The organism is Rhizobium zaerense, from assembly GCF_051810725.1.
GTDB classification, from domain to species: Bacteria; Pseudomonadota; Alphaproteobacteria; order Rhizobiales; family Rhizobiaceae; genus Rhizobium; species Rhizobium leguminosarum_I.
Genome location: NZ_CM132690.1, coordinates 2105104 through 2130453, shown reverse-complemented (window position 1 = coordinate 2130453; position 25350 = coordinate 2105104). Strand labels below are relative to the sequence as shown.

The following is a 25350-nucleotide window of genomic DNA, read 5'->3' as shown; positions in this document are numbered from 1 at the left end:
CCGCCGGATCGCTCCGACGGCCTTGTCGTTTCATGCAGGAGATATTCAGGCTGCGGAGCGGACCATCGGGCTCGTCACGCGGGCGGATGCCGTCAGCCTCACCGGCAGCTTGCGCATCATTTCCTCGGCAAAACAGGTGGCGTTTTCCCGTGCCTTGTCGAGATTGCTGACGCGTGTGGGATCGATCGTGTGCAGCGTGCCGCCACAGTCGAAGATGTCGCGGAAGGCGGAGCGTTCGATGATAGCCGTATCGAGCACCGGCACATGCCGCTCGCTGAGCAGCGACTTGACGACTTGCAGCGCCCGCGTCGTCACCATCGAGTTGACGCGGGTGAGCACCACCGAATGGCCGATCTTGATGCCGGCCTTCTCATCCAGGTACTGCAGCAGTTCGAGCACCTGCGCGCCGCCCCGCGCATCCATGGCGCAGCCCTGGATCGGGATCAGCACGTGGTCGGAAAGGCCGACAGCGGTGGCAAGCAACGGATTGCGCGCACCGGGCAGATCGACGATGAAATAGTCGGTATTGTGCTTGTTCTCGCTGATATGCACCGGCAGCGACGCAGTCGTGACGAAATCGATCACCGAAAGATTGGGCACATGACCTGATATTTCGTGCCAGCGCGAAATCCAGTGCTGCGGGTCGGCGTCGAGAATGGTGACGCGATAGCCTTTGCGGGCAAGCTCGGTCGCGAGCAGCAGAACAGCGGTCGTCTTGCCGGCGCCGCCCTTGGTATTTGCGAATGTGATGACAGGCATGTTCGGCCCTCGGAAGGAATGGTGCGAGCTGGAATCGCTCTTTTACGCACCGTCGGAGCATCGTGCGGTTAATTCATTCTTTCTAATCATGGTTAACAAATTCGAAACACGCGCGGCGAAATTGCAGCCGGTATTTTTCACATCCCTAAAAATAGGGATGCCACCGTAACGAAAAAAGCCTGGAAAACCGAGGTTTTCCAGGCCAGTCTGTTGGTCCGCTCTTATCTTGTCAGAAGCAATCCTTGAAAAGGGCCTTGGTATTTTCCAGCGTCATTGCAACCGGGTTGCCGCCCGCGCTCGGATCTTCGATCGCCATGGCCGACAATTCGTCGATGCGGTCGGCAGCGATTCCCATCGCCGACAGCGTCTCCGGCACGCCGAGTTCCGAGCGGAGCTTCAGCACATAGTCGTAGAACCCGTCGAAACCGCCCGAAATGCCGAGATAGGCGGCGGCTCGGCCGATCTTCTCCTCGATCGGCTTGCGGTTGAAGCGCAGCACCGCCGGCATCACCACCGCATTGGTCATGCCGTGATGGGTGTTGTAGACGGCGCCGATCGGGTGCGATAGCGCGTGGATGGCGCCGAGCCCCTTCTGGAAGGCGACCGCTCCCATGGCGGCAGCGGCCATCATGTTGGCGCGGGCTTCCAGATCGGTGCCTTCCCGATAGGCGCGCGGCAGGAACTCCTTGACGAGACGCAGGCCTTCGAGCGCGATGCCAGCCGACATCGGGTGATAGAAGGGCGAGGAATAGGCCTCCAGACAATGGGCGAAGGCATCCATGCCGGTGCCGGCCGTGATGATCTTCGGCATGCCGACCGTCAGTTCCGGATCGGAAATGACGACGCCGGGCAGGAACTTCGGATGGAAGATGATCTTCTTCACATGGGTTTCGGAATTGGTAATGACGCTGGCGCGCCCAACTTCGGAACCGGTGCCTGCCGTTGTCGGCACCGCAACGATCGGGGCGATGCCCTCAAGGCTCGCACGCGTCCACCAGTCGCCGATATCCTCGAAGTCCCATACTGGCCGCGTCTGGCCGGCCATGAAGGCGACGCACTTGCCGAGATCGAGGCCGGAGCCGCCGCCGAAGGCAACGACGCCGTCATGGCCGCCGTCCTTGAAAGCCCTGACGCCGGCTTCGAGGTTCTTCTCGTTCGGGTTCGGATCGACATCGGCAAAGATCGCCCGGCCGAGACCGGCATCTTCGAGGATATCGAGCGCAGTCTTGGTGATCGCCATCGAGGCAAGGCCCCGGTCTGTGACGAGCAGCGGCTTCTTGATGCCGAGGCTCTTGCAGGCGTCGGCCAGTTCCGCGATGCGGCCCCGGCCGAGCTTGACCGATGTCGGATAGCTCCAGTTTGCGGTGATGTTGCTGCTCATGCTGTGACTTTCTTCAGATGGAAGGATTTCGGGCGCGTCAGATTGTGGAAGCCGATGATCGACAACGAGCCGCCGCGGCCGGTCTCCTTGACGCCGGTCCAGCAAAGCGCCGGATCGAGATAATCTGCGCGGTTCATGAAAACGGTGCCGGTTTCGATCTCGCGCCCAAGCCGCCCTGCCCGCTCGACATCTTGGGTCCAGAGCGAGGCCGTCAGCCCGTACTGGCTGTCGTTCATCAAAGCGAGTGCCTCCTCGTCGCTCTTCACCTTCATGATGCCGACTGCCGGACCGAAAGTCTCTTCGCGCATGAAGGCCATGGAGTGGTCGACATCGACGAGGATCTGCGGGGCGAGATAAGCGCCGCCGTCGTCCTGGGGGAAAAGCTTGGGATCGACAAGAGTTTTGGCGCCCTTGGAAACAGCATCGGCGATCTGCTCGCGCACCACCTTGGCGAAGCGCTTGTGCGCCATCGGCCCGAGCGATGTCTCGAGATCGAGCGGATTGCCGAGTTTGTAGTTCGACACCCAGGCGACCGATTTCTCGACGAAGGCATCGTAGAGCGATTCATGCACATAGATACGCTCGATGCCGCAGCAGCATTGGCCGGAGTTGTAGGTCGCGCCGTCCATCAGCGTGTCGACGGCCGCCTCGAGATCGGCGTCCTCCATGACATAACCAGGATCCTTGCCGCCGAGCTCGAGGCCGAGGCCGGTGAAGGTGCCGGCAGCCGCCCGCTCCATTGACCGCCCACCTTCGACCGATCCGGTGAAGTTGACGAAATTGAAGCTGCCGGCGGCAATCAGCGCAGACGTCGTTTCATGATCGAGGAAGACGTTCTGGAACACATCCTCAGGAACGCCGGCCTCGATGAAGGCCTGCACCAGTCGCTCACCGACCAGCAGCGTCTGCGAGGCATGTTTAAGCACCACGGTATTGCCGGCCATCAGCGCCGGCGCAATCGTGTTGATCGCCGTCATATAGGGATAGTTCCACGGCGCGACGACGAAGACGACGCCATGCGCCTCGCGCTCGATGCGGCGCTCGAAACGCTCGCTCTCCTCGACGACGACAGGCGCCAGCGCATCCGCCGCGATCGAAGCGACATAGTTGGAGCGCTCGTTGAAGCCCTTATATTCGCCGCCATACTTAACCGGCCGGCCCATCTGCCAGGCAAGCTCCGGCACGACGACGTCGGCCATCTCGTTCAACCGCGCGGCACCCTTCAGCACCAGTTGCACACGCTCTTCGAGCGGCCGTTTCGCCCAGGCTTTCTGCGCTTTGCGGGCGCGCGCCACCACATCCTTGGCGGCATCGAGAGAAAGGGCTGCGCGCTCGGCATAGACCGACCCGTCAACCGGTGAAATGCATTGGATCATTGCCATGATCTGTTTCCTGTCCTCGTACTCTTCAAAATTTGCGTGAAGCCGTGGCCCCTCATCCGCCTGCCGGCACCTTCTCCCCGTAAACGGGGCGAAGGGGACATACCGCACCGGTATTCCCCAACATTGACGCTGCGTTTGGCACGTCCCCTCTCCCCGTTTTTACGGGGAGAGGGTTAGGGTGAGGGGCAAGCAAACCCGCAAATGCCTATTAAGCTCTTTCGAAACCGCGCGCCACTTCCCAGTCGGTGATGCGGCGGTCGTATTCTTCCTGCTCCCATTCGGCGGCGCGGGTGTAATGATCGATCACCTCGTCGCCGAAGGCTTTTCGCAGCATCGCCGATTCCGTCATTTCAGTCGTGGCCGCGCGCAGAGTGCGCGGGATTTCGCGGACGCCCTTGCCGCCATAGGCGTCGCCGACGAAGGGGGCTTCGAGTTCGAGCTCGTTCTCGATGCCGTCAATGCCGGCGGCAAGCAGCGCGGCGAAGGCGAGATAAGGATTGAGATCGGAGCCGCCGACGCGGCACTCGATACGGATACCCTTGGTCTCCTCGCCGCACAGGCGATAGCCGGCCGTTCGGTTGTCCTTGCTCCAGATCGCCTTAGTCGGTGCAAATGTGCCCGCCATGAAGCGCTTGTAGGAATTAATGTAGGGCGCCAGGAAATAGGTGATCTCGCTCGCATGGGCGAGAAGCCCGGCGACGTAATTGTGCATCAGCGGCGACATGCCGTATTTGCCGGTATGGTCGAAGAATAGCGGCTTTTCCTCCAGGCTCCAAAGCGACTGGTGGATATGCGAGGAACTGCCGGCGGCATTGTAATTCCACTTGGCGAGGAATGTGATGGCCTTGCCCTTCGACCAGGCGATCTCCTTGCAGCCGTTCTTGATGATCGCGTGCCGGTCTGCCATGGCGAGCGCATCGGCGTAGCGCACGTTGATCTCCTCCTGGCCGGCCGATGCCTCACCCTTGGAGTTCTCAACCGGAATGCCGGCGCCCTGCAGCCCGGTGCGGATCGCCCGCATCACCTCTTCTTCCTTGGTGGTCTGGAAGATGTGGTAGTCCTCGTTGTAGGCGCTGACGAGCTTGAGGTTGCGGTAGCCGGAAGCCTGCGCCGCTTCGTAGCTCTGGTCGAACAGGAAGAATTCGAGCTCGGAGGCCATGTAGGCCTTCATGCCCATATCCTCGAGCCGCTTCACCTGCTTCTTCAGGATCGCGCGCGGCGAGTGGGCGACCTCCTCGTGCGTATGGTGGTCAAGCATATCGCAGAGCACCAGCGCGGTGCCTTCGAGCCAGGGAATACGACGCAGCGTCGCAAGATCTGGCTTCATCGTATAGTCGCCGTAGCCCTTCTCCCAACTCGTCGCCCTGTAGCCGGAGACGGTCTCCATCTCCATGTCGGTGGCGATCAGGTAGTTGCAGCTGTGTGTTTCTTTCCAGGCGCTCTCAACGAAATATTCCGCCTGGAAACGCTTGCCCATCAGCCGGCCCTGCATATCCACCTGGCAGGCCAGAACCGTGTCGATGCGCCCGTCGGCAACATCCTTCCTGAGATCGTCGATTGTGTAGCTGCTCATGATTGATCCGCCTGAACGAGAAATGGGAAAATCGGAAACCGGGGCAACGAAATGGCATGCCATCGCCGGAATTGGCCGGCCGGATGCCTTTTCGTTGGACCGGTGATGGGGCCGCAGGATGCGGCCCCGCCATTTGAGAGGGAAGCTTTCTCAGGCTTCGCCGACCGCCGCTTCAGCCGCGGCGATTTCAGCCTGACGCTTCGCGATATCGTCGCCGATCGGCGGGCCCTTGAAGCGGCGGTTTTCAAATGCGAACCAGACGATGCCTGTCAGCACGAGGAAGCCGACGGTAATCTCCAGCGCCCAGTCGTTCGGCGGCTGGATGCCGATATAAAAGATCAGGATCATCGAAATAATGGCAAGAACCGCGATCACCTTATACAGCCCGATCCCCATATCCCACGGCCCCATCGTCGGCCATTTCGCCGTTCCAATCGAAACAAGGCCGAGCGCGATCGGCACTGCGAAGGACAGGAACAGGAAGATGACCGTGCACGACACGACGATCGAATAGGCCGGCGTGCCGGCAATGGTGATTGCCGAGGTGAACCAAACGAAGAGGACCGAAAGGATCGAGCCCGTCCAGATGGCGGCGACCGGCGTGCGGAAATTTGGGCTGACCTTGGCGAGGGCCGACGATGCCGGAAGGCCCTTGTCGCGCGAGAAGGCGAAGATCATGCGCGAAACCGAGGTGACGGTCGCAAGCCCGCAGAGGAACTGCGAAACGAAGATCAGGAAGTAGAGAATGCTCTTGATCGTTGGGTTCGTCTGAGCGTCCATCGCCCAGAAGAACACGTTCCAGCCCTGCTTTGCCGCATCGTCCATGTTCGGGATCATCAGCACGAAGGCGCACAACATGATGTAACCGAATAGCGCCGACCAGAGTACCGCCGAAACCATGCCACGCGGTACGGAGACGGCGGCCTTGACGGTCTCTTCCGAGGTATGCGCCGAGGCATCGTAGCCGGTGATGGTGTAGATCGGCAGCAGCAGGCCGAGCAGGAATGCCATGCCGGTCGAGACGGTGCCCGGCCAAACCAGCGATGCGCCTTCGGTGCCGGTATAATTAGCGAAGGTGAACAGGCGCGAAATATCCCAGCTAGGAGCAGCCGCCAGGCAGACGATCGTCAGCAGCAGCGCCGTCGCGAAGATCAGATACCCCGAAAAATCGGTGAGCTTGGCGGTGAGAGCAATGCCAAAATGGTTGATGCCGGCCTGCAGAGCCGTGATGATCGCCACGAAGACGACTCGGTGAAGAAGCGTGTCCTCGATGCCGAACTGCGGACCGAAAGCGCCGAAAAAGAAGTAGAAAGTGCCGACATTGATGGCGCCAAGCACGGTGACGAGACCGAGCAGGTTGAGCCAGGCCGACAGCCAGCCGGTGAAGCGATTGCCGAGGATCGAGCCCCAGTGATAAAGCCCGCCGGCCGTCGGATAAGCGGAGCCGATCTGTGCGAGGCCGAGGGCGAAGATGAAGGATATTAAGCAGCCGAGAGGCCAGCCGATACCGATGGCAGCACCACCGGCGCCCGAAGTCGCCTGCCCGAGCGAATTGATGCCGCCGGAAAGGATGCAAATGATCGAAAACGAGATTGCGAAATTCGAGAACGAACTCATGCGTCGTTCGAGTTCCTGGGCATAGCCCATGGAATGCAGGATGTGTACATCCTGCTTCTTGTCCAGTTCGGTATAGTCCGACATGACTTCCCCCTGTTCACGACCGGCCGCGGAATTGCGGGCCGGTTCAGTGCCAATTGTCCGCGGCAATTGCGCCATGCGGACGTCCGCAGTTAAACTGCTCCCTCGGGTCTTCTTTTTATCTCAGGCGTCCAGGCTTTGCTGGAGCAGCCCTTTCAGATAGTCGGCCATGACCCCTTGGCCGGTATCGTCTGCGATGAGGTCGTTGCGGACCTCGATCATCACATTGCGTAAACCGTTCGAAAGCCCGTGCAGGATCAGCGTGTGGGTCACGCCGTCCTCAGGCCCGTAAGGCTCGTTGCGCTCTGTCCTGTAGAGTGGCGCTTCAGCCGCAGCGTCCAACATAAGGTCGGCAAGCCGGCTGTCCTCATCGTGCAATATGCCGAGTTCCACGGCGCGTTCGCGGCCATGATAGACCGGCGTGAAGCTGTGCATCGTCACGATGATGCTGTCTTGCCCCCTCGCCCGACGATCGCGGATCAGCCCGCGAATGGCGTCGTGGAAAGGCACATAGAGCGCGTCGGTGCGCGCAAGCCGTTCTTCGGGGTTCAAATTCTTATTGCCGGGAATGGCGTAGATCTCGCTGGTCTCTGGCATGGCGCCGGGTGAACTGGGCGGCCGGTTACAGTCGTAGATAAGCCGCGAGAACCGCTGGTAAACGAGAGTCGCGTCGAGCGCTTGCGATATGTTGCGGGCGACGGCAAGCGCGCCCGGGTCCCAGGCAATGTGACTGGAGAGCGCTTCGCTGGGCATGCCGAGATCGCCGAAAAGGGCTGGAAGGGCATATGAAGCGTGCTCGCAGATGAGAAGCACCGGGCTCCGGCCGTGGATACGTTCGATCCCGACGCAGTCACCGTCCGCTTCACTGAGGATTTTCGGCCGGGCCAGCACCAAAGGCGCCACTCCTTTTCCCTTAACAAATTCTTGATGAAGAAAAGAATTCTTCAGGTTTCGGCCAGTGTCAAGCATCCACTGAAAATTTCTTTTCATGACAGTAGTTGACATGGATTATGACAGCGTTGTTAACTTTGAGTGGGAAAGTGGCGCCAGACCATCCCGGGGAGCATAGTTACGTGACAGTTGCGTCGAAGACGGTTTCGGACGTCATACACTCGCATTTGGGGGTGTTGACGCGTGCCGAGAAGCAGCTGGCCGAAAGCCTGCTCGACAATTATCCGGTCTCCGGCCTCGGCAGCATCACTACGATTGCCGAGAATGCCGGCGTCTCGACGCCGACCGTCGTACGCATGGTGCAGAAGCTTGGCTTTAAGGGCTATCCGGACTTTCAGGCACATCTGCATCAGGAAGTCGAGGCGACGATCTCGAACCCGATCACCAAGCACGACCGCTGGGCGCAAAATGCGCCGGGCACCCATATTCTCAACCGTTTCGCCGATGCGATCATGGGCAATCTGCGCCAGACGCTGACCGATCTCGACACCGCGACTTTCGACAGCGTCGCCGCGCTGCTTTCCGACCGCAAGCGCGGCCTCTATTTCGTCGGCGGCCGCATCACCGGCGCGCTCGCCGAATACTTCTTCACCCATATGCAGGTCATCCGGCCGGCAACGACGCTGCTGTCGTCGAATTCCAGCAGCTGGCCGCAATATGCCCTCAACATGAATGCCGGCGACATCCTGATTATCTTCGATATCCGCCGCTACGAGCAGGAGATGGTGAGCCTCGCCACCGCCGCCCGCAAGCGCGGCGCCGAAATCGTCGTCTTCACCGACCAGTGGGGCTCGCCTGCCGCCAAGCTCGCCAGGCATGCCTTCCGCGTCCGGATCGAGGCGCCGTCGGCCTGGGATTCCTCCGTCGTCACCCTTTTCATCGTCGAAGCGCTGATCGAGGCCGTTCAGAATTCGACCTGGGACGAGACGAAGGAACGCATGAAGACACTGGAGGGCCTGTTCGAGCAGACCAGGCTTTTCCGCAAACCGGGTTAGGAGGACAAGACTAAAACAGAAGAAAAACAATGACGGATTTTGGCGAAGGCAGACGGCGTTGTCGCAAACAAAACATTTGCTGCAACCTCCGCTATTCGCAGCAGAATTAACGTCATCCAACTGTCACACAAGCTTCATGTAATCTCATTAACAGCATCGCCAGACACTGAAAACCCGAAGGAGAACAACAGTGATCTCTAACATTTCTCGACTACTGTCGCTTTCTACTGCGATGATCGTGGCTTCGACCGCGATTGCCGCTGCCGAGCCGAGCGCTGAACTTATCGCCGCCGCCAAGAAGGAAGGCACCCTGACGACGATCGCTCTTCCGCACGACTGGTGCGGCTACGGCGAAGTCATCGCCGGCTTCAAGGCCAAGTATGGCCTCGAGGTCAACGAGCTCAACCCGGATGCGGGTTCGGGCGACGAAGTCGAAGCCATCAAGGCCAACAAGGGCAACACCGGCCCGCAGGCTCCTGACGTCATCGACGTCGGCCTCTCTTTCGGCCCGTCCGCCAAGAAAGACGGCCTGATCCAGCCTTACAAGGTCTCCACCTGGGACTCTATCCCGGATACCGCCAAGGATGCCGAAGGCTACTGGTACGGCGATTATTACGGCGTTCTCTCGTTCCTCGTGAACAAGGATCTCGTCAAGGAATCGCCGGCCGATTGGGCCGATCTGAAGAAGAGCGACTACGCAAACAACGTCGCCCTCGCGGGCGATCCGCGCGCCGCCAACCAGGCTGTCCAGGGCGTTTATGCCGCTGGTCTTTCCGCATCCGGCGGTGACGCGGCCAAGGCAGGCGAAGAGGGCCTGAAGTTCTTCGCCGAATTGAACAAGAGCGGCAATTTCGTGCCGGTTGTCGGCAAGGCGGCTCCGTTCGCCCAGGGCTCCACGCCGATCATCATTGCCTGGGATTACAACGCCCTCTCCTGGGGCGAAAGCCTGAAGGGCAACCCTCCCTTCGAGGTCGTCGTTCCGAAGACAGGCGTCGTTGCCGGCGTCTACGTCCAGGCTATCTCCGCCTTCGCTCCGCACCCCAACGCTGCGAAGCTCTGGATGGAATACCTCTATTCCGACGAAGGTCAGCTCGGCTGGCTGAAGGGCTATTGCCACCCGATCCGCTTCAACGATCTTGCCAAGAACAACAAGATCCCGAAGGAACTGCTCGACAAGCTGCCGCCGGCTGCATCCTATGAAAAGGCTGTCTTCCCGACGCTCGAACAACAGTCTGCCGGCAAGGAAGCGATCACCAAGAATTGGGATTCCGTCGTCGGCGCCGCCGTCAAGTAACCTCTGATCCTGCCTCCCCGCCGCAAGGCGGGGGAGGTTTCTCACTCCGACGCCCCAGGATGAGCTTTTCCATGAGCACCGTTTCAACGCCTATGGTGCGCAGCGCCCCCTTGATCAACAGAGATCGCGTGATCGACTGGCTGGGCATTGCACCCTTCATCATTTTCTCCCTGCTGTTCCTGATCATCCCCACGCTTTATCTTGTGGCGGGCGCATTCCTGACGCCCGAGGGCGATTTGACGCTGAAGAATATCGGTGATCTCTTTACCCCATCCATCATGAGCGCCTACTCGATCAGCATCCGTGTGTCGGTGGCGTCGGCTCTGGGCGGTGCGCTGATCGGCTTCTTCCTCGCCTGGGCCGTCGTGCTCGGCGGCCTGCCCGCCTCCGTCCGCTCGACGCTCCTGACCTTCTCCGGCGTCGCCTCGAATTTTGCCGGCGTGCCGCTCGCCTTCGCCTTTCTCGCAACGCTCGGCCGCACCGGGCTTGTGACGATTTTCCTGCGCGAATGGTTCGGCTTCAATCTCTACGGCACCGGCTTCAATCTGCTGTCCTTCTTCGGCCTCACCATCACCTACATGTATTTCCAGATCCCGCTGATGGTGCTGATTCTGACGCCCGCCCTCGACGGCATGAAGAAGGAATGGCGCGAAGCCTCACAGATCCTTGGCGCCACCAACCGCCAGTACTGGACGATGGTCGCGCTGCCGATCCTCTGGCCGAGCCTGCTGGGCACGACGCTGCTGCTCTTCGCCAACGCTTTCGGCGCCATTGCCACCGCTTTCGCGCTGACCGGCAGCTCGCTGAACATCGTGCCGATCCTGCTCTACGCGCAGATCCGCGGCGATGTTCTGCACAATGCCAATCTCGGTTACGCCATCGCGCTCGGCATGATCGTCATCACCGGCGTCTCCAACGTCCTTTATCTCATGCTGCGCATGCGCGCAGAACGGTGGCAGAAATGAAAGCTCAGCGTTTCGGAGCCTGGATCGCCGTCATTCTAGGTGCATCCTATTTCGTCATTCCGTTGATCGGCACAATCGAGTTTTCATTGCGCATGCGTCGCGGCGAATACAGCCTCGATGCCTACAAGTCGGTATTCTCCGACATTCAGTTCCGGGAGACCTTCGGCTATTCCATGCTGATGGCGTTGCTCACCATCGTCTTCGGCATGCTGCTCGTCGTGCCGACAGCCTATTGGGTGCGGCTGCGGCTGCCGCAGATGCGTCCGGTCGTCGAATTCATCACCCTGCTGCCGCTTGTCATTCCAGCGATCGTCATTGTCTTCGGATACCTCAGGATGTATAATTCGTCGTCCTACCTGCCGCTGACGGGTTCGACGACCGGCACCAATGTCCTGCTGGTCTTCTCCTATATCACCCTGTCTCTGCCTTATATGTACCGCGCCGTCGATACCGCCATGCGCGCCATCGACGTCCGCACGCTGACGGAAGCGGCCGAAAGCCTCGGCGCCCGATGGACGACCATCATGTTCAAATGCATTTTCCCGAACGTCATGAGCGGCGTGCTCTCAGGCGCTTTCATCACGCTCGCGATCGTCATGGGCGAATTCACCTTTGCCGCACTTCTGAACCGTCCGGCCTTCGGTCCCTACCTGCAGCTCGTCGGCGCCAACAAGGCCTATGAGCCTTCGGCGCTTGCCGTCATCGCCTTCTCGATCACCTGGCTCAGCATGGGCCTGCTCAACATCGTTTCCCGCGTCGGCAAAGCCCGCCCGGCAAAGGCTTAAGGTATCTGGCTCATGTCTTTTCTCACGCTGACCAACATTCAGAAATCCTTCGGCCCGGTTCAGGTCGTCAAGAACTTCAACATGACGATCGAGAAGGGTGAGTTCGTCTCCTTCCTCGGACCGTCGGGCTGCGGCAAGACGACCGTTCTGCGCATGATCGCCGGCTTCGAAACGCCAACCGGCGGCACGCTGACCATCAACGGCAAGGACCAAAGCGCGCTGAAGCCGAACCAGCGCAACATCGGCATGGTGTTCCAGGCCTACGCGCTCTTCCCCAACATGACGGTACACGACAATGTCGCCTTCGGTCTCAAGGTCGCCGGCGCCCCAAAACCTGAAATCGACGCCCGCGTCAAGGAAATGCTCGGCCTGATCAAGCTCGATCACCTGGCCGACCGCTTCCCCTATCAACTGTCGGGCGGCCAGCAGCAGCGAGTAGCCCTTGCCCGTGCGCTTGCCGTCAAGCCGCAGGTGCTGCTGCTCGACGAGCCGCTCTCCGCACTCGACGCCAAGATCCGCGTGTCGCTGCGCGAGGAAATCCGCCAGATCCAGCAGCAGCTCGGCATCACCACGGTCTTCGTCACCCATGATCAGGAAGAAGCCCTGTCGATTTCCGACCGCATCGTCGTCATGAATGCCGGCAAGGCCGACCAGATCGGTTCGCCTTTCGAGATCTACAATACGCCGGCAACGCGTTTCGTCGCCTCCTTCGTCGGCACGCTGAACCTCATCGAGGCCAAGGTCGTCGATCCCGATACCAACCGCATCCAGATCGGCGATCAGGGTATAACGCTGAAGCAATCGGTCGCTGCCCACAAGGCCGGAGAAACCATCTCGCTGGCGCTACGCCCGGAAGCGGGCTCGCTCTCCGACAGCGTCAAGAGCGACACGGCGCTGACCGGCCAGGTCGTTTCGGCCCACTTCTTGGGGTCGGTCATCCGCACCCGCATGAATGTCGGCGGCAACGTCATCTCCTTCGACATGTTCAACAGCCCGGGCACTACCCCGCCGCAGGCCGGCGAAACGGTAACGCTGCGCTTCATGGCAGCCGACCTGCTCATCATCCGCGACTGATTTCGCCAATCCCACTCATGCAAAAGGCGCCGCAAAACGGCGCCTTTTGTTGTCGGAAATTTGGATCGTTCAGCGGATCGCCTGGTCGTCGACGTCAAAGCGATGGACATGCGCCTGGTCCGGTGTCGCATAGACGATCTCGTCCGGCTCGTACTGGTGCTCGCCAAACAGGCGTGCCGTCAACAGGCCGCACTGGTCGGATTCCAGATAGATGATTGTGTCGGCGCCGAGATGCTCGACATGCACGACCTTCGCAGCCCAAGTCCCCTGCTCGCGCGACAGCGTCATATGTTCGGGACGAACGCCGATCGTCTTGGCACTGTGATCGCCGACTTTCTCGGCCGCGATGAAATTCATCTGCGGCGAGCCGATGAAGCCGGCGACGAAGACATTGGCCGGTCGTTTGTAGAGTTCCATCGGCGAACCGATCTGCTCGATCGCCCCGGCATTCAAAACGACGATCTTGTCGGCAAGCGTCATCGCCTCGACCTGGTCGTGGGTGACATAGATCATCGTCGCCTTCAGGCTGCGGTGCAGTCGGGCGATCTCGAGGCGGGTCTGGACGCGCAACGCCGCATCGAGGTTCGACAGCGGCTCATCGAACAGGAAGAGTTCCGGTTCGCGCACGATGGCACGGCCGATCGCCACACGCTGGCGCTGGCCGCCGGAGAGCTCGGCCGGCCGGCGCGCCAGATAGGGTTCCAGCGAAAGCATGCCGGACGCCTTGCTGACACGCTTGTCGATCTCGTCCTTGCCGGTGCCGGCCTGCTTGAGGCCAAGCCCCATATTGTCCTTGACCGTCAGATGCGGATAGAGCGCATAGGACTGGAACACCATGGCGATTCCACGCTTGGCCGGCGGCGTCAGCGTCTCGTCGCGGCCATTGATGACGACGGCGCCCGACGTGACGTCTTCGAGGCCAGCAATGCTGCGCAACAGCGTCGATTTCCCGCAGCCCGAGGGCCCGACGAAGATGACGAATTCGCCGTCCTCGACCTCAAGGTCGATGCCTTTCAGCACCTCATGCGTGCCATAGGTCTTGCGGATGGATTTGAGTTGAAGCGATCCCACTATCTTTCCCTTACAATCTGACCGGCTGGCCGGTACGCACGCTCTCGTCGGCGGCAAGGCAGATGCGCAGCGATGCCACCGCGTCGGCCATATGGCGGTCGAGGTCCATATCCTCGCGGATCGCCCTCAGCATGAAAGCCTGCTCCAGGTTACAGAGTTCCTGATGGCCGGGCTCGCCTTCCATCGTCATGTCCTGGTCGGGCCGGATGAACTTGCCGTCCGGGCCGGTCTCGGCCGTGTGCAGACGGATCACCGAAGTCTTGGTGTGCGTGTCGATATCGTCGGACTTGGCGTTCGGATCCATGACGATCGACACGGCGCCTTTTGGCGACATCACATCTTTCACGAAGAAGGCGGTTTCCGAGATCATCGGGCCCCAGCCGGCCTCGTACCAGCCGACGGAACCATCCTCGAACAGCACCTGCAAGTGACCGTAATTATACATGTTGGCGGCGATCTCTTCCGACATGCGCAGCCCCATGCCGCGCACCTCGACAGCCCTTGCGTCGGTGATCTGGCTCATGACGTCGACATAATGCACACCGCAATCGACGATCGGCGAGGTCGTGCGCATCAGCGACTTGTGCGTCTCCCATGTCGGGCCGTTGGACTGCTGGTTGAGATTCATGCGGAAGACGTAAGGCGGGCCGAGCTTGCGCGCCTCCTCGATCAGCTTCATCCAGGAAGGATGATGGCGAAGGATATAACCGACCACCAACTTGCGCCTGGCTGTCCTGGCAGCCGCCACGACGCGCTCGGCATCGGCGACCGTGGTTGCCAGCGGCTTTTCCACGAAGACGTCGCAGCCGGCCTCGAAGGCGGCGACCGCGTAATCAGCATGGCTGTCGGAATAGGTATTGATCGAGCAGAGCTCCGGTTTCAGCTCGGCGAGCGCCGTCATGAAATCGGGATGGATCGGGTACTGCTCGAGCTCCGGCGCAAGCTGCGACGGCGTCGAGCGGTTGACGAGACCGACGATCTCAAAGCCCGGATTGTTGTGATAGGCGAGCGCGTGGCTGCGGCCCATGTTGCCGAGGCCGGCAACGAGGACGCGGATCGGCTTTTCGGATTGGCTCACTTGACGGCTCCTGACGTGATGCCGCGGATCAGTTGCCGCGAGAAGATGACGTAGAGGACGAGGATCGGCAGGATCGCCAGCGACAGCGCCGCCAGCACCGCGTTCCAGTTGGTGACGAACTGGCCGATGAAGATCTGCGAGCCTAGCGTCACCGTCTTGGTAGCCTCGGAGGGTGCGAGGATCAGCGGGAACCAGAGATCGTTCCAGATCGGGATCATGGTGAAGACGGCGACCGTCGCCATGGCCGGGCGCACGAGCGGCAGCACCAGGCGGAAGAAGATCGCATATTCGGAAAGCCCGTCGATACGCCCGGCATTCTTCAGGTCGTCCGAAACCGTGCGCATGAATTCCGACAGGATGAAGATCGCCAGCGGTATGCCCTGCGCGGTATAGACGAGGATCAGCGCCGTCAGCGTATTGACGAGGCCGGCCGCCACCATGCCCTGCAGGATCGCCACCGTGCCGAGACGGATCGGGATCATGATGCCGATCGCCATGTAGAGCCCGAGCAGCATGTTGCCGCGGAAGCGATACTCAGAGAGCGCAAAGGCCGCCATGGCGCCGAACAGCAGCACCAGCAGGATCGAAACGATCGTGACGATGAAGCTGTTCTGGAAATAGATGGCGAAATCGCCCTGCCCGAGCACCGTCTGATAGCCGACGAGGCTGAAGGTCGACGGCGTCGGGATCATCAGCGGCTCGCGGAAGATCGAGGCACGATCCTTGAACGAGTTGACGATGGTCAGGAAGACCGGAAACAGCGCGACCAGCGTATAGGCGCTGAGCGCCAGATGCACGAGGCCGGTGCGGATGGGAGATGTGCGTGCCTTGGACATGCCCGCTCCTCAGAACTGATAGCGACGCATGCGCCGCTGGATGACGAAGAGATAAAGCGAGACGCCGGCGAGAATGATCAGGAACATCACCGTGGCGATCGTCGCACCCATCGAGCGGTCGCCGAGCTGAAGCTGGAAACCGAAAAAGGTACGGTAAAGCAGCGTGCCGAGAATGTCGGTCGACATATCAGGCCCGGCAAGCGCCCCCTGCACGGTATAGATCAGGTCGAAGGCATTGAAATTGCCGACGAAGGTCAGGATCGAGATGATGCCGATCGCCGGCAGGATGAGCGGCAGCTTGATTTTCCAGAACTGGGCCCAACCGGTAATGCCGTCGCATTCGGCCGCCTCGATCACCTCTTCGGGGATGCTGAGCAATGCGGCATAGATCAGCATCATCGGAATGCCGATATATTGCCAGTTCGAGATCAGCGACACGGCAATCAGCGCAGGACCGGATTGCCCGAGCCAGGGTGCGAAGGCCCACTTCATGCCGACAAGGCTCATCAGCCAGGGAGCTACACCCCAGATCGGCGAAAGGATGAGCTTCCAGATGAAGCCGACGATGACGAACGACAAGAGCGTCGGCAGGAACATTGCCGTGCGGTAGAAGGCGACGCCGCGCAGCTTCGGCACAGAAAGCAGGGCGGCAAGCGCCACGCCGATCGGGTTCTGCACGCACATGTGGATGGCAAAGAAGATCAGGTTGTTGACCAGCGCATTCCAGAAATCGCGCGCCCAGCGCGCGTCGCCGAACAGCACCTTGAAATTCGCCAGTCCGACGAAGGCCGGCTGCCCATCGACCGTATTGTAGAGCGAAAGCCTGAGCGTTTCGATGAGCGGCAGCACCATGACGGCGGAATAGACGATCAAGGCCGGCAACATGAAGACGAAGATGTGCCAGCGCACCGGGCGCCTGATCGGGACGATATCGACCGCGTTGTCGGTTTCGCTCATGGCTTTTGCCTGTTCTTGTCGACTGGCCGCAAGGCGCAGCACAGGTGGAAACGGTTGCGCCTCACCCTAACTCTCTGCCACCTGGAAAGAGAGGAAACGCCCCTGCTGAGAAACGATATCGGGCTGGGAGGTCGCTGCGAGGTCTCCTTCTCCCCGCCAGCGGGGAGAAGGTGGCCGGCAGGCCGGATGAGGGGCTGCAAACGCCGCCCCTGATCACATCACTTGGCCGGCTTGTACCAGCTGTCGAGGCCCTTCTGGAGCTTTTCGGCAGCAATCGCAGGCGTATCCGTGCCGTTGATCACGTTGGCCGATTCGACCCAGGTCTCATTTTCAAGGTTCGGGGTGCCGCGTGACAAGATCTGGTAGGTCGAGCGCACCGTCGACTTGTACGGGCCGCGCCAGGAAACGAATTCCTGAGCGAGCGGATCGGACATCTTGACCGCGGTGGAGTTCAGGCTGAAGAAGCCCGGCAGCGAGTTGGCGTAGATATCGGCGAACTCCGGCGAAGCGACCCAGCTGAGGAACTTCTTGGCTTCTTCGGCATGGGTGCTCTTGGCATTCAGGGCGACACCGATATCCGGGTGGTCGGAGATGTAGCCCGTGTCACCTGCCTTCGGAACCGGTGGCGGGAAAGCACCCATCTTGAACTGAGCCTGGCTGTTGAACAGCGCGATTTCCCATGAACCAGCCGGATAGATCGCGGCCCGGCCGAGCGTGAACAGGTTCTGGCTATCGGAGTAGGTCTGGGCTTCGAAGCCGTCGCCGAGATAGGGCTTCCACTTGGCAAGCTCTTCAAAGGGCTTGACCCATTCGGGATCCGTCAGCTTCTGCTTTCCTTCGATCAGAGCCTTGCGCCCCTCCTCGCCCTTCCAGTAGTTGGGGCCGATGTTCTGGTAGCCCATGGTGGCGGCTTCCCAGAGATCCTTCGTACCCATGGCGAGCGGGATGTAGGTGCCGTCGGCCTTGATCTTGTCAAGCGCTGCGTAGAATTCGTCCTGGGTCTTCGGCACCGAGATGCCGAGCGTGTCGAAGGCATCCTTGTTGTAGATGAAGCCGTGGATGACCGAAGCCATCGGCACGCAGAAGGTCGACTTGCCGTCGTCGGTGCTCCAAGCGGCCTTGGCGACCGGCGAGAAGTTCTCCATGCCAGGCAGGCTGGTGATGTCAACGAGCTGCTTCTTGTTGAAGAGTTCGAGCGAGGCATCGAACGGACGGCAGGTGATGATATCGCCTGCGGAGCCGGCATCGAGCTTGGCGTTCAGCGAGGCGTTGTATTCGGTCGGCGCGGTCGGCGAGAAGACGACCTTGATGCCCGGGTTCTTCGCTTCGAAGGCCGGGATTATCTTCTCCTGCCAGATCTGCAGGTCGTCGTTACGCCAGCTTTCGACCGTCAGCGTGACGTCGGCGGCGTGGACGAGACCCGCTGAAGTCAGCAGACTGGAGGCAAGCAGCAGGCTTTTCAGAGCAGTGTTTTTCATTTCCCTCTCCTGTTTTAAGCGCCGCTAGGCGCTGTTTTCGATCTGAAACAAGCAATTGGTGTGTCTGAGCCAACACCCAACGCCCCTTGGAGGACCGTCAGCAATGCCGGTCCCGAAAGCTCGACGGACACGAAGGCGGATCGCCTGCGGCCGAACTGCGCGCCTTCCCGGCGGCTACACCGGGAGCGGCGAAATGATGGGGAAAGCCAATGGATGCCTGAGCTTCGCCACCAGCTTGACGGGCCGGCAGGTCGTTCTCTTGATCATCCTCGAAGCGGTTCCGGCTCGGCTTAACTGCCGATTTTCGTGGGCCTCGAAGTGCTGTTCCCTTGTTACCGAATTAAGGCCAAAAAAATACCAATTGTCCAGCCGAATTTAACCTTTTGGCCAGATAAAATCGATCTAAAAATTTTATGAAGCAAAATCAACACGATAAAAAGATGAATTTTCTCCATCATTGCCACTTGGTAAATGGTATTTTTTTGGTATTGTATTGAAGACCGTGGGGAACGGCATATTCGGAGGCCCGATGACGGAGCTTGCAATCGGCATAGACGGCGGCGGAACGAGCTGCCGGGCCGCAGTCGCGGACAGGAACGGCAATGTCATCGGCCGCGGCAGATCCGGCCCTGCCAACATCCTGTCGGATTTGGAAAACTCCCTTCTCAATATCGTCGAATCCGCCCGGCAGGCGCTCGGCGATGCCGGGCTTGCCGATGAAACCCTTTCCGCCGTCGCAGCCGTCGTCGGCGTCGCCGGCGCCAATGTCGGCGATTACGGCAGGCAGATCGAAAAGGCCCTGCCGTTTGCCGAAGGCCGCGTTGTCACCGATGCGCTGATCGCCCTGCAGGGCGCGCTCGGCGATGCCGACGGCATCGTCGGCGCCTTCGGCACCGGCTCGGTTTATAATGCCCGTAGGGACGGCCGGCTGAACGGCATCGGCGGCTGGGGTTTCGTTGTCGGCGACCAGGCAAGCGGTGCCCGTCTGGGCCGCGATCTCCTGGAACGATCGCTGCTCGCCCATGACGGGGTGCGCCCGGCATCGCCGATCACCGACGCGACTTTGGCCGAATACGGCAACGATCCCGAGCGCATCGCCGAATTCGCCCATTCGGCAAGACCGAAGGATTTTGCCCGTTACGCCCCCACCGTCTTCGAACATGCGGCTAAGGGCGATGCCGTGGCAGTCGCCATCGTCACGGAGGCGGCAACGGCGATCGGCGAAAGTCTCGAAGCACTGCTCTGGCCCGAATGCCCGTCGATCTGCCTGCTCGGCGGTCTTGCCGAAGCTTATGAGCCGTGGCTTTCTGAACGTTACAAGCCTTTGCTTGCCAGACCGAAGGGCGATGCCCTGCAGGGCGCAGTGGAGCTTGCGGTCAAGCTCATGAACGACGGCCAGAGGGGTGCGGCATGACCGATGACCTCGCCACCCTCCTTTCTCTGGAGCGCCTGCAGGCAGCCGGCACGGGGCCGCTCTACGTCAAGCTGCGCCGCACGCTCGAAGCAGCCGTGCGCACCGGCACGCTTGGTCACGGCGATGCGCTGCCGCCGGAACGCGACATCGCCGAATTCGCCGCCGTCAGTCGCGTCACTGTGCGCAAGGCGATAGACGAACTCGTCGCCGACGGCCTCTTGGTGCGCCGTCACGGTTCGGGCACCTTCGTCGCCAAGCCGGTCTCCAAGGTCGAGCAGCGCCTGTCGCAGCTTACCTCCTTTACCGAGGATATGGCGCGCCGCGGCATGTCCTCGCGCTCCGAATGGCTGCATAAGGGCATCCACACCCCCTCGCCCGACGAGATGATGATCCTTGGCCTCAGTACCGACGTCAAGGTTTCGCGCCTCTCCCGTCTGCGCATCGCCGACGACCAGCCGCTGGCGATCGAGAATGCCAGCGTCTCCGGCGAGTTCCTTCCCGATCCCGCAGCCGTCACCAATTCGCTCTATGCCGAGCTCGAACGCCTCCAGGTCCGCCCGGTGCGCGCCGTGCAGCGTATCTCGGCAACCAATATGAAGGAGGCCGACGCCCAGCTTCTCGGCGTCTCCGTCGGCGCGGCCGGCCTGTCGATCGAGCGTATCTCCTACCTGGGTTCCGGCCGCGCCGTCGAATTCACCCGCTCGCTCTATCGCGGCGATGCCTATGATTTTGTCGCGGAACTGACGATTGCAGTGACGTAAGCCTTACCAGAAGCGGGCGATCCAGAGCTGATTTCCGACAAGATCATCGAAGATCGCATCGGCGGAGATAAGCGGTAGCCCATTCTGCATGGCGGTCGCGGCAAGAAGCCGGTCGAACGGATCGCGATGTGTCCAGTCCATCATGTCTGCGGTCAGACAGATTTCCGGTGTCAATGCCGCGGCAATGCCACCCTGTTCATGCAGCAGTTCCGGCAACCGGCCAATGAAAGGCTCCATCTCCGGCCATTTGCCGAGACGAACCTTCTGCCCGATTTCAAATAGCGATATTGGGCTGACGAAAATCGTCTCCGCTTTTTCGATCAGAGCAATTGCCTTGGCCGAGAGCCGCTCATCGCCGATCAGCGACCATGCCCAAGCATGGGTGTCGAGCAGCAGCGAGTTCACTCGCCCCCTTCCCAAGGCGCAAGCTCGTCCTGATCCATGCGCTCAAAAAAGTCGGGGCCATTTCCAACAACTTGTCCCTTGAGCAGCCCGATCTTGAAGGAAGACTGCACAATCGGAATGATCTTCACGACAGGCTTGCGTCCCTTGGCGATCACCACTTCCTTACCGGAAAGGGCAGCGTCGATCAATTTCGACAGATTGGTCTTTGCGGCATGGATGGTAACTTGCATCGTCGCCTCATTAGCTAACTTGGCTAAGCATGCCACCGCATCGTCAATTGCGCTATCAAATTCAAATAGCCTGAATGCGGGTAATTATCAGCCGCATCAAAATCATAAAAGCCGGAAGGCGACCCCCTTCCGGCTTTTCATTTATTGAACCAATCTCTGAGGACGCCGCCATAGAATAGGATGATTTTAGGCCGGGTCGGCCTAAAATCTGAATCCTGTTCTACATTATATAGTTAGAGCATGATGTCGTCCGAAAACCGCTCACACTTTTCGGCATCATGCTCTAAGCGACCGCGAAGACTCGGCAATCAGGCCGCGTCCTCGATCTGCTCGTCCGCCTTGCGCGGCACATAGTTCAGCACCGGTCCGAGCCAGCGCTCGACTTCCGAAACCTGCATGCCCTTGCGGGCCGCATAGTCTTCCACCTGATCGCGCTCCACCTTGGCGACGCCGAAATAATAGGAGTCGGGATGGCCGATATAGAGGCCGGAGACCGAGGAGCCGGGCCACATCGCATAGCTTTCCGTCAGCTTCACGCCGGCTGCTTTTTCGGCGTCTAGCAGTTTGAACAGCGTTGCCTTTTCGGTGTGGTCGGGCTGAGCAGGATAACCGGGCGCCGGGCGAATGCCGGCATAGGCTTCGGTGATGAGATCCTCCTTGCTGAGCGTCTCGTCCTTGGCATAGCCCCAGTATTCGCGTCGCACCTGCTCGTGCATGCGCTCGGCAAAAGCTTCGGCGAAGCGGTCGGCCAGCGCCTTGACGAGGATCGACGAATAATCGTCGTTCGCCCGCTCGAAACGCTCGGCGATGGCGATTTCCTCGATCCCCGCCGTCACCACGAAGCCGCCGACATAATCCTGAACACCGCTTGTGACAGGCGCCACGAAGTCGGAGAGCGCCACGTTCGGCCGCCCGTCCCGCTTCGAAAGCTGCTGGCGCAGCGTATAGAAGGTCTCAAGCTCGTGTTTGCGGCTCTCGTCCGTGAACAGCCGGATATCGTCGCCGACCGCGCCGGCCGGCCAGAAGCCGATGACGGCGCGCGGGCGGAACCACTTCTCATCGATGATCTTCTTCAGCATCGCCTGCGCATCGGCCCAGAGCGCACGCGCCGCCTCGCCCTGCTTCTCGTCGTCGAGAATGGCGGGGTACCGGCCGCGCAGCTCCCAGGTCTGGAAGAACGGCGTCCAGTCGATGTATTTGGCAAGCTCGGCCAGATCGTAATCCTCGAACACCCGCGTGCCGAAGAATTGCGGCTTCACCGGCTGGTAGGCAGACCAGTCGATCTTGTGGGCATTCTCTCGAGCCCGGGGCAACGGCAGGCGCACCTTCTCGGCCTCGCTGCGCGCATGGGCGGCCGCCACCTTGGCATATTCAGTGCGGATATCGTCGACATAGCTCTGTCGCGTTTCCGGCGACAGCAGTGCGGAGACGACGCCGACGGCGCGGCTCGCATCGGTGACGTAGACCGTCTGCCCCTTATTGTAGCCGGGATGGATCTTCACGGCCGTATGCACGCGGCTGGTCGTCGCACCACCGATCAAAAGCGGGATCTCGAAGCCCTGGCGCTCCATCTCGGCGGCGACATGCACCATTTCGTCGAGTGACGGCGTGATCAAGCCGGAGAGGCCGATGACATCGACCTTCTCTGCAATGGCCGTTTCGAGGATCTTCGTCGCCGGCACCATGACGCCGAGGTCGACGATCTCGTAATTGTTGCAGGCAAGCACGACGCCGACGATGTTCTTGCCGATATCGTGCACGTCGCCCTTGACCGTCGCCATCAGGATCTTGCCGGCCGACCGGCGTTCCTCGCCGCCATTGAGACGCTTTTCCTCTTCCATGTAGGGCAGCAGCACGGCCACCGCCTGCTTCATCACGCGCGCCGACTTGACCACCTGCGGCAGGAACATCTTGCCCGAACCGAACAGGTCACCGACGACGTTCATGCCGGCCATCAGCGGCCCTTCGATGACGTGCAGCGGCCGAGCGGCCTGCTGGCGCGCCTCCTCGGTATCGGCCTCGATATATTCGGTGATGCCATTGACCAGCGCATGCTCGAGGCGCTTCTCGACGCTCCATTCGCGCCAGGAAAGATCCTGGACGCGGCCTTCGCGTGCCGCGCCGCCACGGAATTTCTCCGCCACTTCGAGCAGCCGCTCGGTTCCGTCGGGACGGCGGTTCAGCACCACGTCCTCGCAGGCCTCGCGCAGCTCGGGATCGATGTTGTCGTAGACGGCAAGCTGGCCGGCATTGACGATGCCCATGTCCATACCCGCCTGGATGGCATGGTAGAGGAACACGGCGTGCATCGCCTCGCGCACCGGCTCGTTGCCGCGGAACGAGAAGGATAGGTTCGAAACACCGCCCGAAATATGCACCAGCGGCATGCGCTCGCGGATCGTCCGCGTCGCCTCGATGAAGTCGACGCCGTAGTTATTATGCTCCTCGATGCCGGTCGCGACAGCGAAGATGTTCGGGTCGAATATGATGTCCTCGGGCGGGTAGCCGATCTTTTCGGTCAGCAGCTTGTAAGCGCGCGTGCAGATATCCACCTTGCGCTGGTAGCTGTCCGCCTGCCCCGTCTCATCGAAGGCCATGACGACAACGGCAGCGCCGTAATTGTGCAGCAGCCGCGCCTGGGCGAGGAAATTCTCCTCGCCTTCCTTCAGCGAGATCGAATTGACGATCGGCTTGCCCTGGACGCGCTTCAGGCCGGATTCGATGATCGAGAATTTCGACGAGTCGATCATGACGGGCACACGGGCGATGTCAGGCTCGGCAGCGATCAGATTGAGGAACTCGACCATCGCCTTTTCGGAATCGATCAGTCCCTCGTCCATATTGATATCGATCACCTGGGCGCCGTTCTCGACCTGATCGCGGGCGACGTCGAGCGCTGCGGTGAAATCGCCGTTGGTGATCAGCTTGCGGAAGCGGGCCGAGCCGGTGACGTTGGTGCGCTCGCCGACATTGACGAAGGGGATATCTTTGGTCAGTTCGAAAGGTTCGAGGCCCGACAGCGACATGAAGGGGCGATGCTCCGGAATCGGCCGCGGCTTGTATTTCGCAACGGTCTCGGCGATCGCCTTGATGTGCTCCGGCGTCGAGCCGCAGCAGCCGCCGACGATGTTGACGAGGCCCTCGCGGGCGAAGCCGTCGATCTGCGCCGCCATCAGCTCCGGCGTTTCGTCATACTGGCCGAATTCGTTTGGCAGGCCGGCATTCGGATAGGCGCAGATGAAGGTGTCGGCAACACCCGAAAGCTCTTGCAAATGCGGGCGCATCGCATTGGCGCCGAGCGCGCAGTTGAGGCCGATCGTGAAGGGATTGGCGTGACGCACCGAGTTCCAGAAGGCCGACGGCGTCTGGCCGGACAGCGTGCGGCCGGAAAGATCGGTGATCGTGCCCGAGATCATCACCGGCAGGCGCACGCCCTTGGCCTCGAAGCGCTCCTCACAGGCGAAGATCGCAGCCTTGGCGTTCAGCGTGTCGAAGATCGTCTCGATCAGGATGATGTCGGCGCCGCCGTCGATCAGACCGTCGATCTGCTCGCCATAGGCGGAACGCAGATCGTCGAAGGTGACGGCGCGGAAACCGGGGTTGTTGACATCGGGCGAGATCGAGGCGGTGCGGTTGGTCGGCCCGATGGCGCCGGCAACGAAACGGCGGCGGCCATCCTCGCGCTCGGCGCGCTGTGCCGCCCGGCGCACGATCTCCGCACCTTCCTTGTTGAGGTCGTAGACGGCACCTTCCATCTCGTAATCGGCCTGCGCGATGCGGGTCGAAGAGAAGGTATTGGTCTCGAGAATATCGGCGCCGGCCTTGGCGTATCTGTAATGGATCTCTTCGATCGCGTCCGGCTGGGTCAGGATCAGAAGGTCGTTATTGCCCTTCTGGTGACAGGCGCAGCCGATGAAGCGCGTCCCGCGAAACTGGTCTTCGTCATAGCCGAGACCCTGGATCTGCGTGCCCATGGCGCCGTCGAGAACAAGGATGCGCTCGCTCGCGGCTTGTCTCAAAGCTGCGAAAACTTCACTGCCGTCACGTTTGCCCGTTTCCGGACCAAAGAGATTATCAAACACGGGAAGGCTCCTTGACGTCGTAAGACCAGACATCCAAATCACATAAAGATATCTTTATGTCAATATATGCCTGTCAATTTCGTGCTTTGTAAGCCTACAGCGCCGCGCGTCTTTTCAGACGCGCAAAGGACGTTGTAATAGTTTGAATCGACGCATCGTGCCTCCGAAGAACGATCCCGCT

Annotated in this window: 21 protein-coding genes; 7 read left to right on the top strand and 14 right to left on the bottom strand. The window is 60.7% G+C overall.

Going from position 1 to position 25350, the window contains the following annotated elements; translation table 11 throughout:
• Nucleotides 1-45: 45 nt before the first annotated feature.
• From ACS4RR_RS10185 to ACS4RR_RS10160, 6 genes are all read right to left on the bottom strand, one after another.
• Entirely contained in the window at nucleotides 46-759 is a 714-nt protein-coding gene (locus ACS4RR_RS10185) for an AAA family ATPase (RefSeq protein ID WP_130669019.1), read from the bottom strand.
• Nucleotides 760-988: 229 nt separating this feature from the next.
• Nucleotides 989-2140: an iron-containing alcohol dehydrogenase gene (locus tag ACS4RR_RS10180; RefSeq protein WP_170276387.1), complete on the bottom strand. Its 1152-nt coding sequence runs from the start codon at nucleotides 2138-2140 to the stop codon at nucleotides 989-991.
• Nucleotides 2137-3522 (bottom strand): aldehyde dehydrogenase family protein, encoded by a 1386-nt coding sequence (locus ACS4RR_RS10175; RefSeq protein WP_170276386.1) that lies wholly within the window; start codon nucleotides 3520-3522, stop codon nucleotides 2137-2139. Before ACS4RR_RS10175 ends, ACS4RR_RS10180 begins: the two co-directional genes overlap by 4 nt.
• Nucleotides 3523-3730: 208 nt before the next feature.
• Nucleotides 3731-5095 (bottom strand): glutamine synthetase family protein, encoded by a 1365-nt coding sequence (locus tag ACS4RR_RS10170; RefSeq protein ID WP_456190050.1) that lies wholly within the window; start codon nucleotides 5093-5095, stop codon nucleotides 3731-3733.
• A gap of 150 nt (nucleotides 5096-5245) precedes the next feature.
• Nucleotides 5246-6796: an amino acid permease gene (locus ACS4RR_RS10165; RefSeq protein ID WP_456190049.1), complete on the bottom strand. Its 1551-nt coding sequence runs from the start codon at nucleotides 6794-6796 to the stop codon at nucleotides 5246-5248.
• Between the two features lie 120 nt (nucleotides 6797-6916).
• Nucleotides 6917-7687 carry an N-formylglutamate amidohydrolase gene (locus tag ACS4RR_RS10160; protein ID WP_456190141.1) on the bottom strand — a complete coding sequence of 257 codons (771 nt, stop codon included), beginning with the start codon at nucleotides 7685-7687 and terminating at the stop codon, nucleotides 6917-6919.
• Nucleotides 7688-7866: 179 nt separating this feature from the next.
• Here ACS4RR_RS10160 and ACS4RR_RS10155 point away from each other — a divergent pair, with 179 nt between their 5' ends.
• The 5 genes from ACS4RR_RS10155 to ACS4RR_RS10135 all read left to right on the top strand — a co-directional run bounded on the left by ACS4RR_RS10155 (nucleotide 7867) and on the right by ACS4RR_RS10135 (nucleotide 12857).
• Complete coding sequence (locus tag ACS4RR_RS10155; RefSeq protein WP_456190048.1) at nucleotides 7867-8739, top strand: MurR/RpiR family transcriptional regulator; 873 nt, start codon at nucleotides 7867-7869, stop codon at nucleotides 8737-8739.
• 190 nt (nucleotides 8740-8929) lie between these two features.
• Nucleotides 8930-10033 (top strand): ABC transporter substrate-binding protein, encoded by a 1104-nt coding sequence (locus ACS4RR_RS10150; protein WP_456190047.1) that lies wholly within the window; start codon nucleotides 8930-8932, stop codon nucleotides 10031-10033.
• 71 nt (nucleotides 10034-10104) lie between these two features.
• Nucleotides 10105-10998, top strand: a complete 894-nt coding sequence (locus tag ACS4RR_RS10145; protein WP_003561109.1) for an ABC transporter permease — start codon at nucleotides 10105-10107, stop codon at nucleotides 10996-10998.
• Nucleotides 10995-11783 (top strand): ABC transporter permease, encoded by a 789-nt coding sequence (locus ACS4RR_RS10140; RefSeq protein ID WP_170262233.1) that lies wholly within the window; start codon nucleotides 10995-10997, stop codon nucleotides 11781-11783. The genes ACS4RR_RS10145 and ACS4RR_RS10140 overlap by 4 nt, the downstream gene beginning before the upstream one ends.
• A gap of 12 nt (nucleotides 11784-11795) precedes the next feature.
• Entirely contained in the window at nucleotides 11796-12857 is a 1062-nt protein-coding gene (locus ACS4RR_RS10135; RefSeq protein ID WP_017965148.1) for an ABC transporter ATP-binding protein, read from the top strand.
• A gap of 69 nt (nucleotides 12858-12926) precedes the next feature.
• On the opposite strand, the gene ACS4RR_RS10130 is transcribed toward ACS4RR_RS10135, so the two are convergent.
• From ACS4RR_RS10130 to ACS4RR_RS10110, 5 genes are all read right to left on the bottom strand, one after another.
• On the bottom strand, nucleotides 12927-13928 hold the full coding sequence (locus ACS4RR_RS10130; protein WP_170276384.1) for an ABC transporter ATP-binding protein: 1002 nt from the start codon (nucleotides 13926-13928) through the stop codon (nucleotides 12927-12929).
• A 10-nt stretch (nucleotides 13929-13938) separates the two neighbouring features.
• A complete protein-coding gene (locus ACS4RR_RS10125; protein ID WP_245268406.1) occupies nucleotides 13939-14955 on the bottom strand; it encodes a Gfo/Idh/MocA family protein in 1017 nt (338 codons plus the stop codon).
• 47 nt (nucleotides 14956-15002) lie between these two features.
• Nucleotides 15003-15842: a carbohydrate ABC transporter permease gene (locus ACS4RR_RS10120; RefSeq protein WP_017965151.1), complete on the bottom strand. Its 840-nt coding sequence runs from the start codon at nucleotides 15840-15842 to the stop codon at nucleotides 15003-15005.
• Nucleotides 15843-15851: 9 nt separating this feature from the next.
• Nucleotides 15852-16799: a carbohydrate ABC transporter permease gene (locus ACS4RR_RS10115; RefSeq protein ID WP_017965152.1), complete on the bottom strand. Its 948-nt coding sequence runs from the start codon at nucleotides 16797-16799 to the stop codon at nucleotides 15852-15854.
• A gap of 218 nt (nucleotides 16800-17017) precedes the next feature.
• The gene (locus ACS4RR_RS10110; protein WP_456190046.1) at nucleotides 17018-18277 is read right to left on the bottom strand and encodes an ABC transporter substrate-binding protein; all 1260 of its coding nucleotides are present in this window, start codon (nucleotides 18275-18277) and stop codon (nucleotides 17018-17020) included.
• Nucleotides 18278-18806: 529 nt separating this feature from the next.
• Between ACS4RR_RS10110 and ACS4RR_RS10105 the strand changes: the two genes are divergently transcribed.
• Together ACS4RR_RS10105 and ACS4RR_RS10100 are read left to right on the top strand one after the other, a co-directional pair.
• Nucleotides 18807-19691: a glucosamine kinase nucleotide-binding domain-containing protein gene (locus tag ACS4RR_RS10105; protein WP_456190045.1), complete on the top strand. Its 885-nt coding sequence runs from the start codon at nucleotides 18807-18809 to the stop codon at nucleotides 19689-19691.
• The gene (locus ACS4RR_RS10100; RefSeq protein ID WP_260296647.1) at nucleotides 19688-20452 is read left to right on the top strand and encodes a GntR family transcriptional regulator; all 765 of its coding nucleotides are present in this window, start codon (nucleotides 19688-19690) and stop codon (nucleotides 20450-20452) included. Before ACS4RR_RS10105 ends, ACS4RR_RS10100 begins: the two co-directional genes overlap by 4 nt.
• Nucleotides 20453-20455: 3 nt before the next feature.
• On the opposite strand, the gene ACS4RR_RS10095 is transcribed toward ACS4RR_RS10100, so the two are convergent.
• The 3 genes from ACS4RR_RS10095 to metH all read right to left on the bottom strand — a co-directional run bounded on the left by ACS4RR_RS10095 (nucleotide 20456) and on the right by metH (nucleotide 25169).
• Nucleotides 20456-20857, bottom strand: a complete 402-nt coding sequence (locus tag ACS4RR_RS10095) for a type II toxin-antitoxin system VapC family toxin (RefSeq protein ID WP_456190044.1) — start codon at nucleotides 20855-20857, stop codon at nucleotides 20456-20458.
• Nucleotides 20854-21087, bottom strand: coding sequence for a type II toxin-antitoxin system Phd/YefM family antitoxin (locus ACS4RR_RS10090; RefSeq protein ID WP_260296649.1), 234 nt, complete (start codon nucleotides 21085-21087; stop codon nucleotides 20854-20856). The genes ACS4RR_RS10095 and ACS4RR_RS10090 overlap by 4 nt, the downstream gene beginning before the upstream one ends.
• A gap of 308 nt (nucleotides 21088-21395) precedes the next feature.
• The gene (gene metH, locus ACS4RR_RS10085; RefSeq protein ID WP_260296655.1) at nucleotides 21396-25169 is read right to left on the bottom strand and encodes a methionine synthase; all 3774 of its coding nucleotides are present in this window, start codon (nucleotides 25167-25169) and stop codon (nucleotides 21396-21398) included.
• Nucleotides 25170-25350 lie beyond the last annotated feature (181 nt).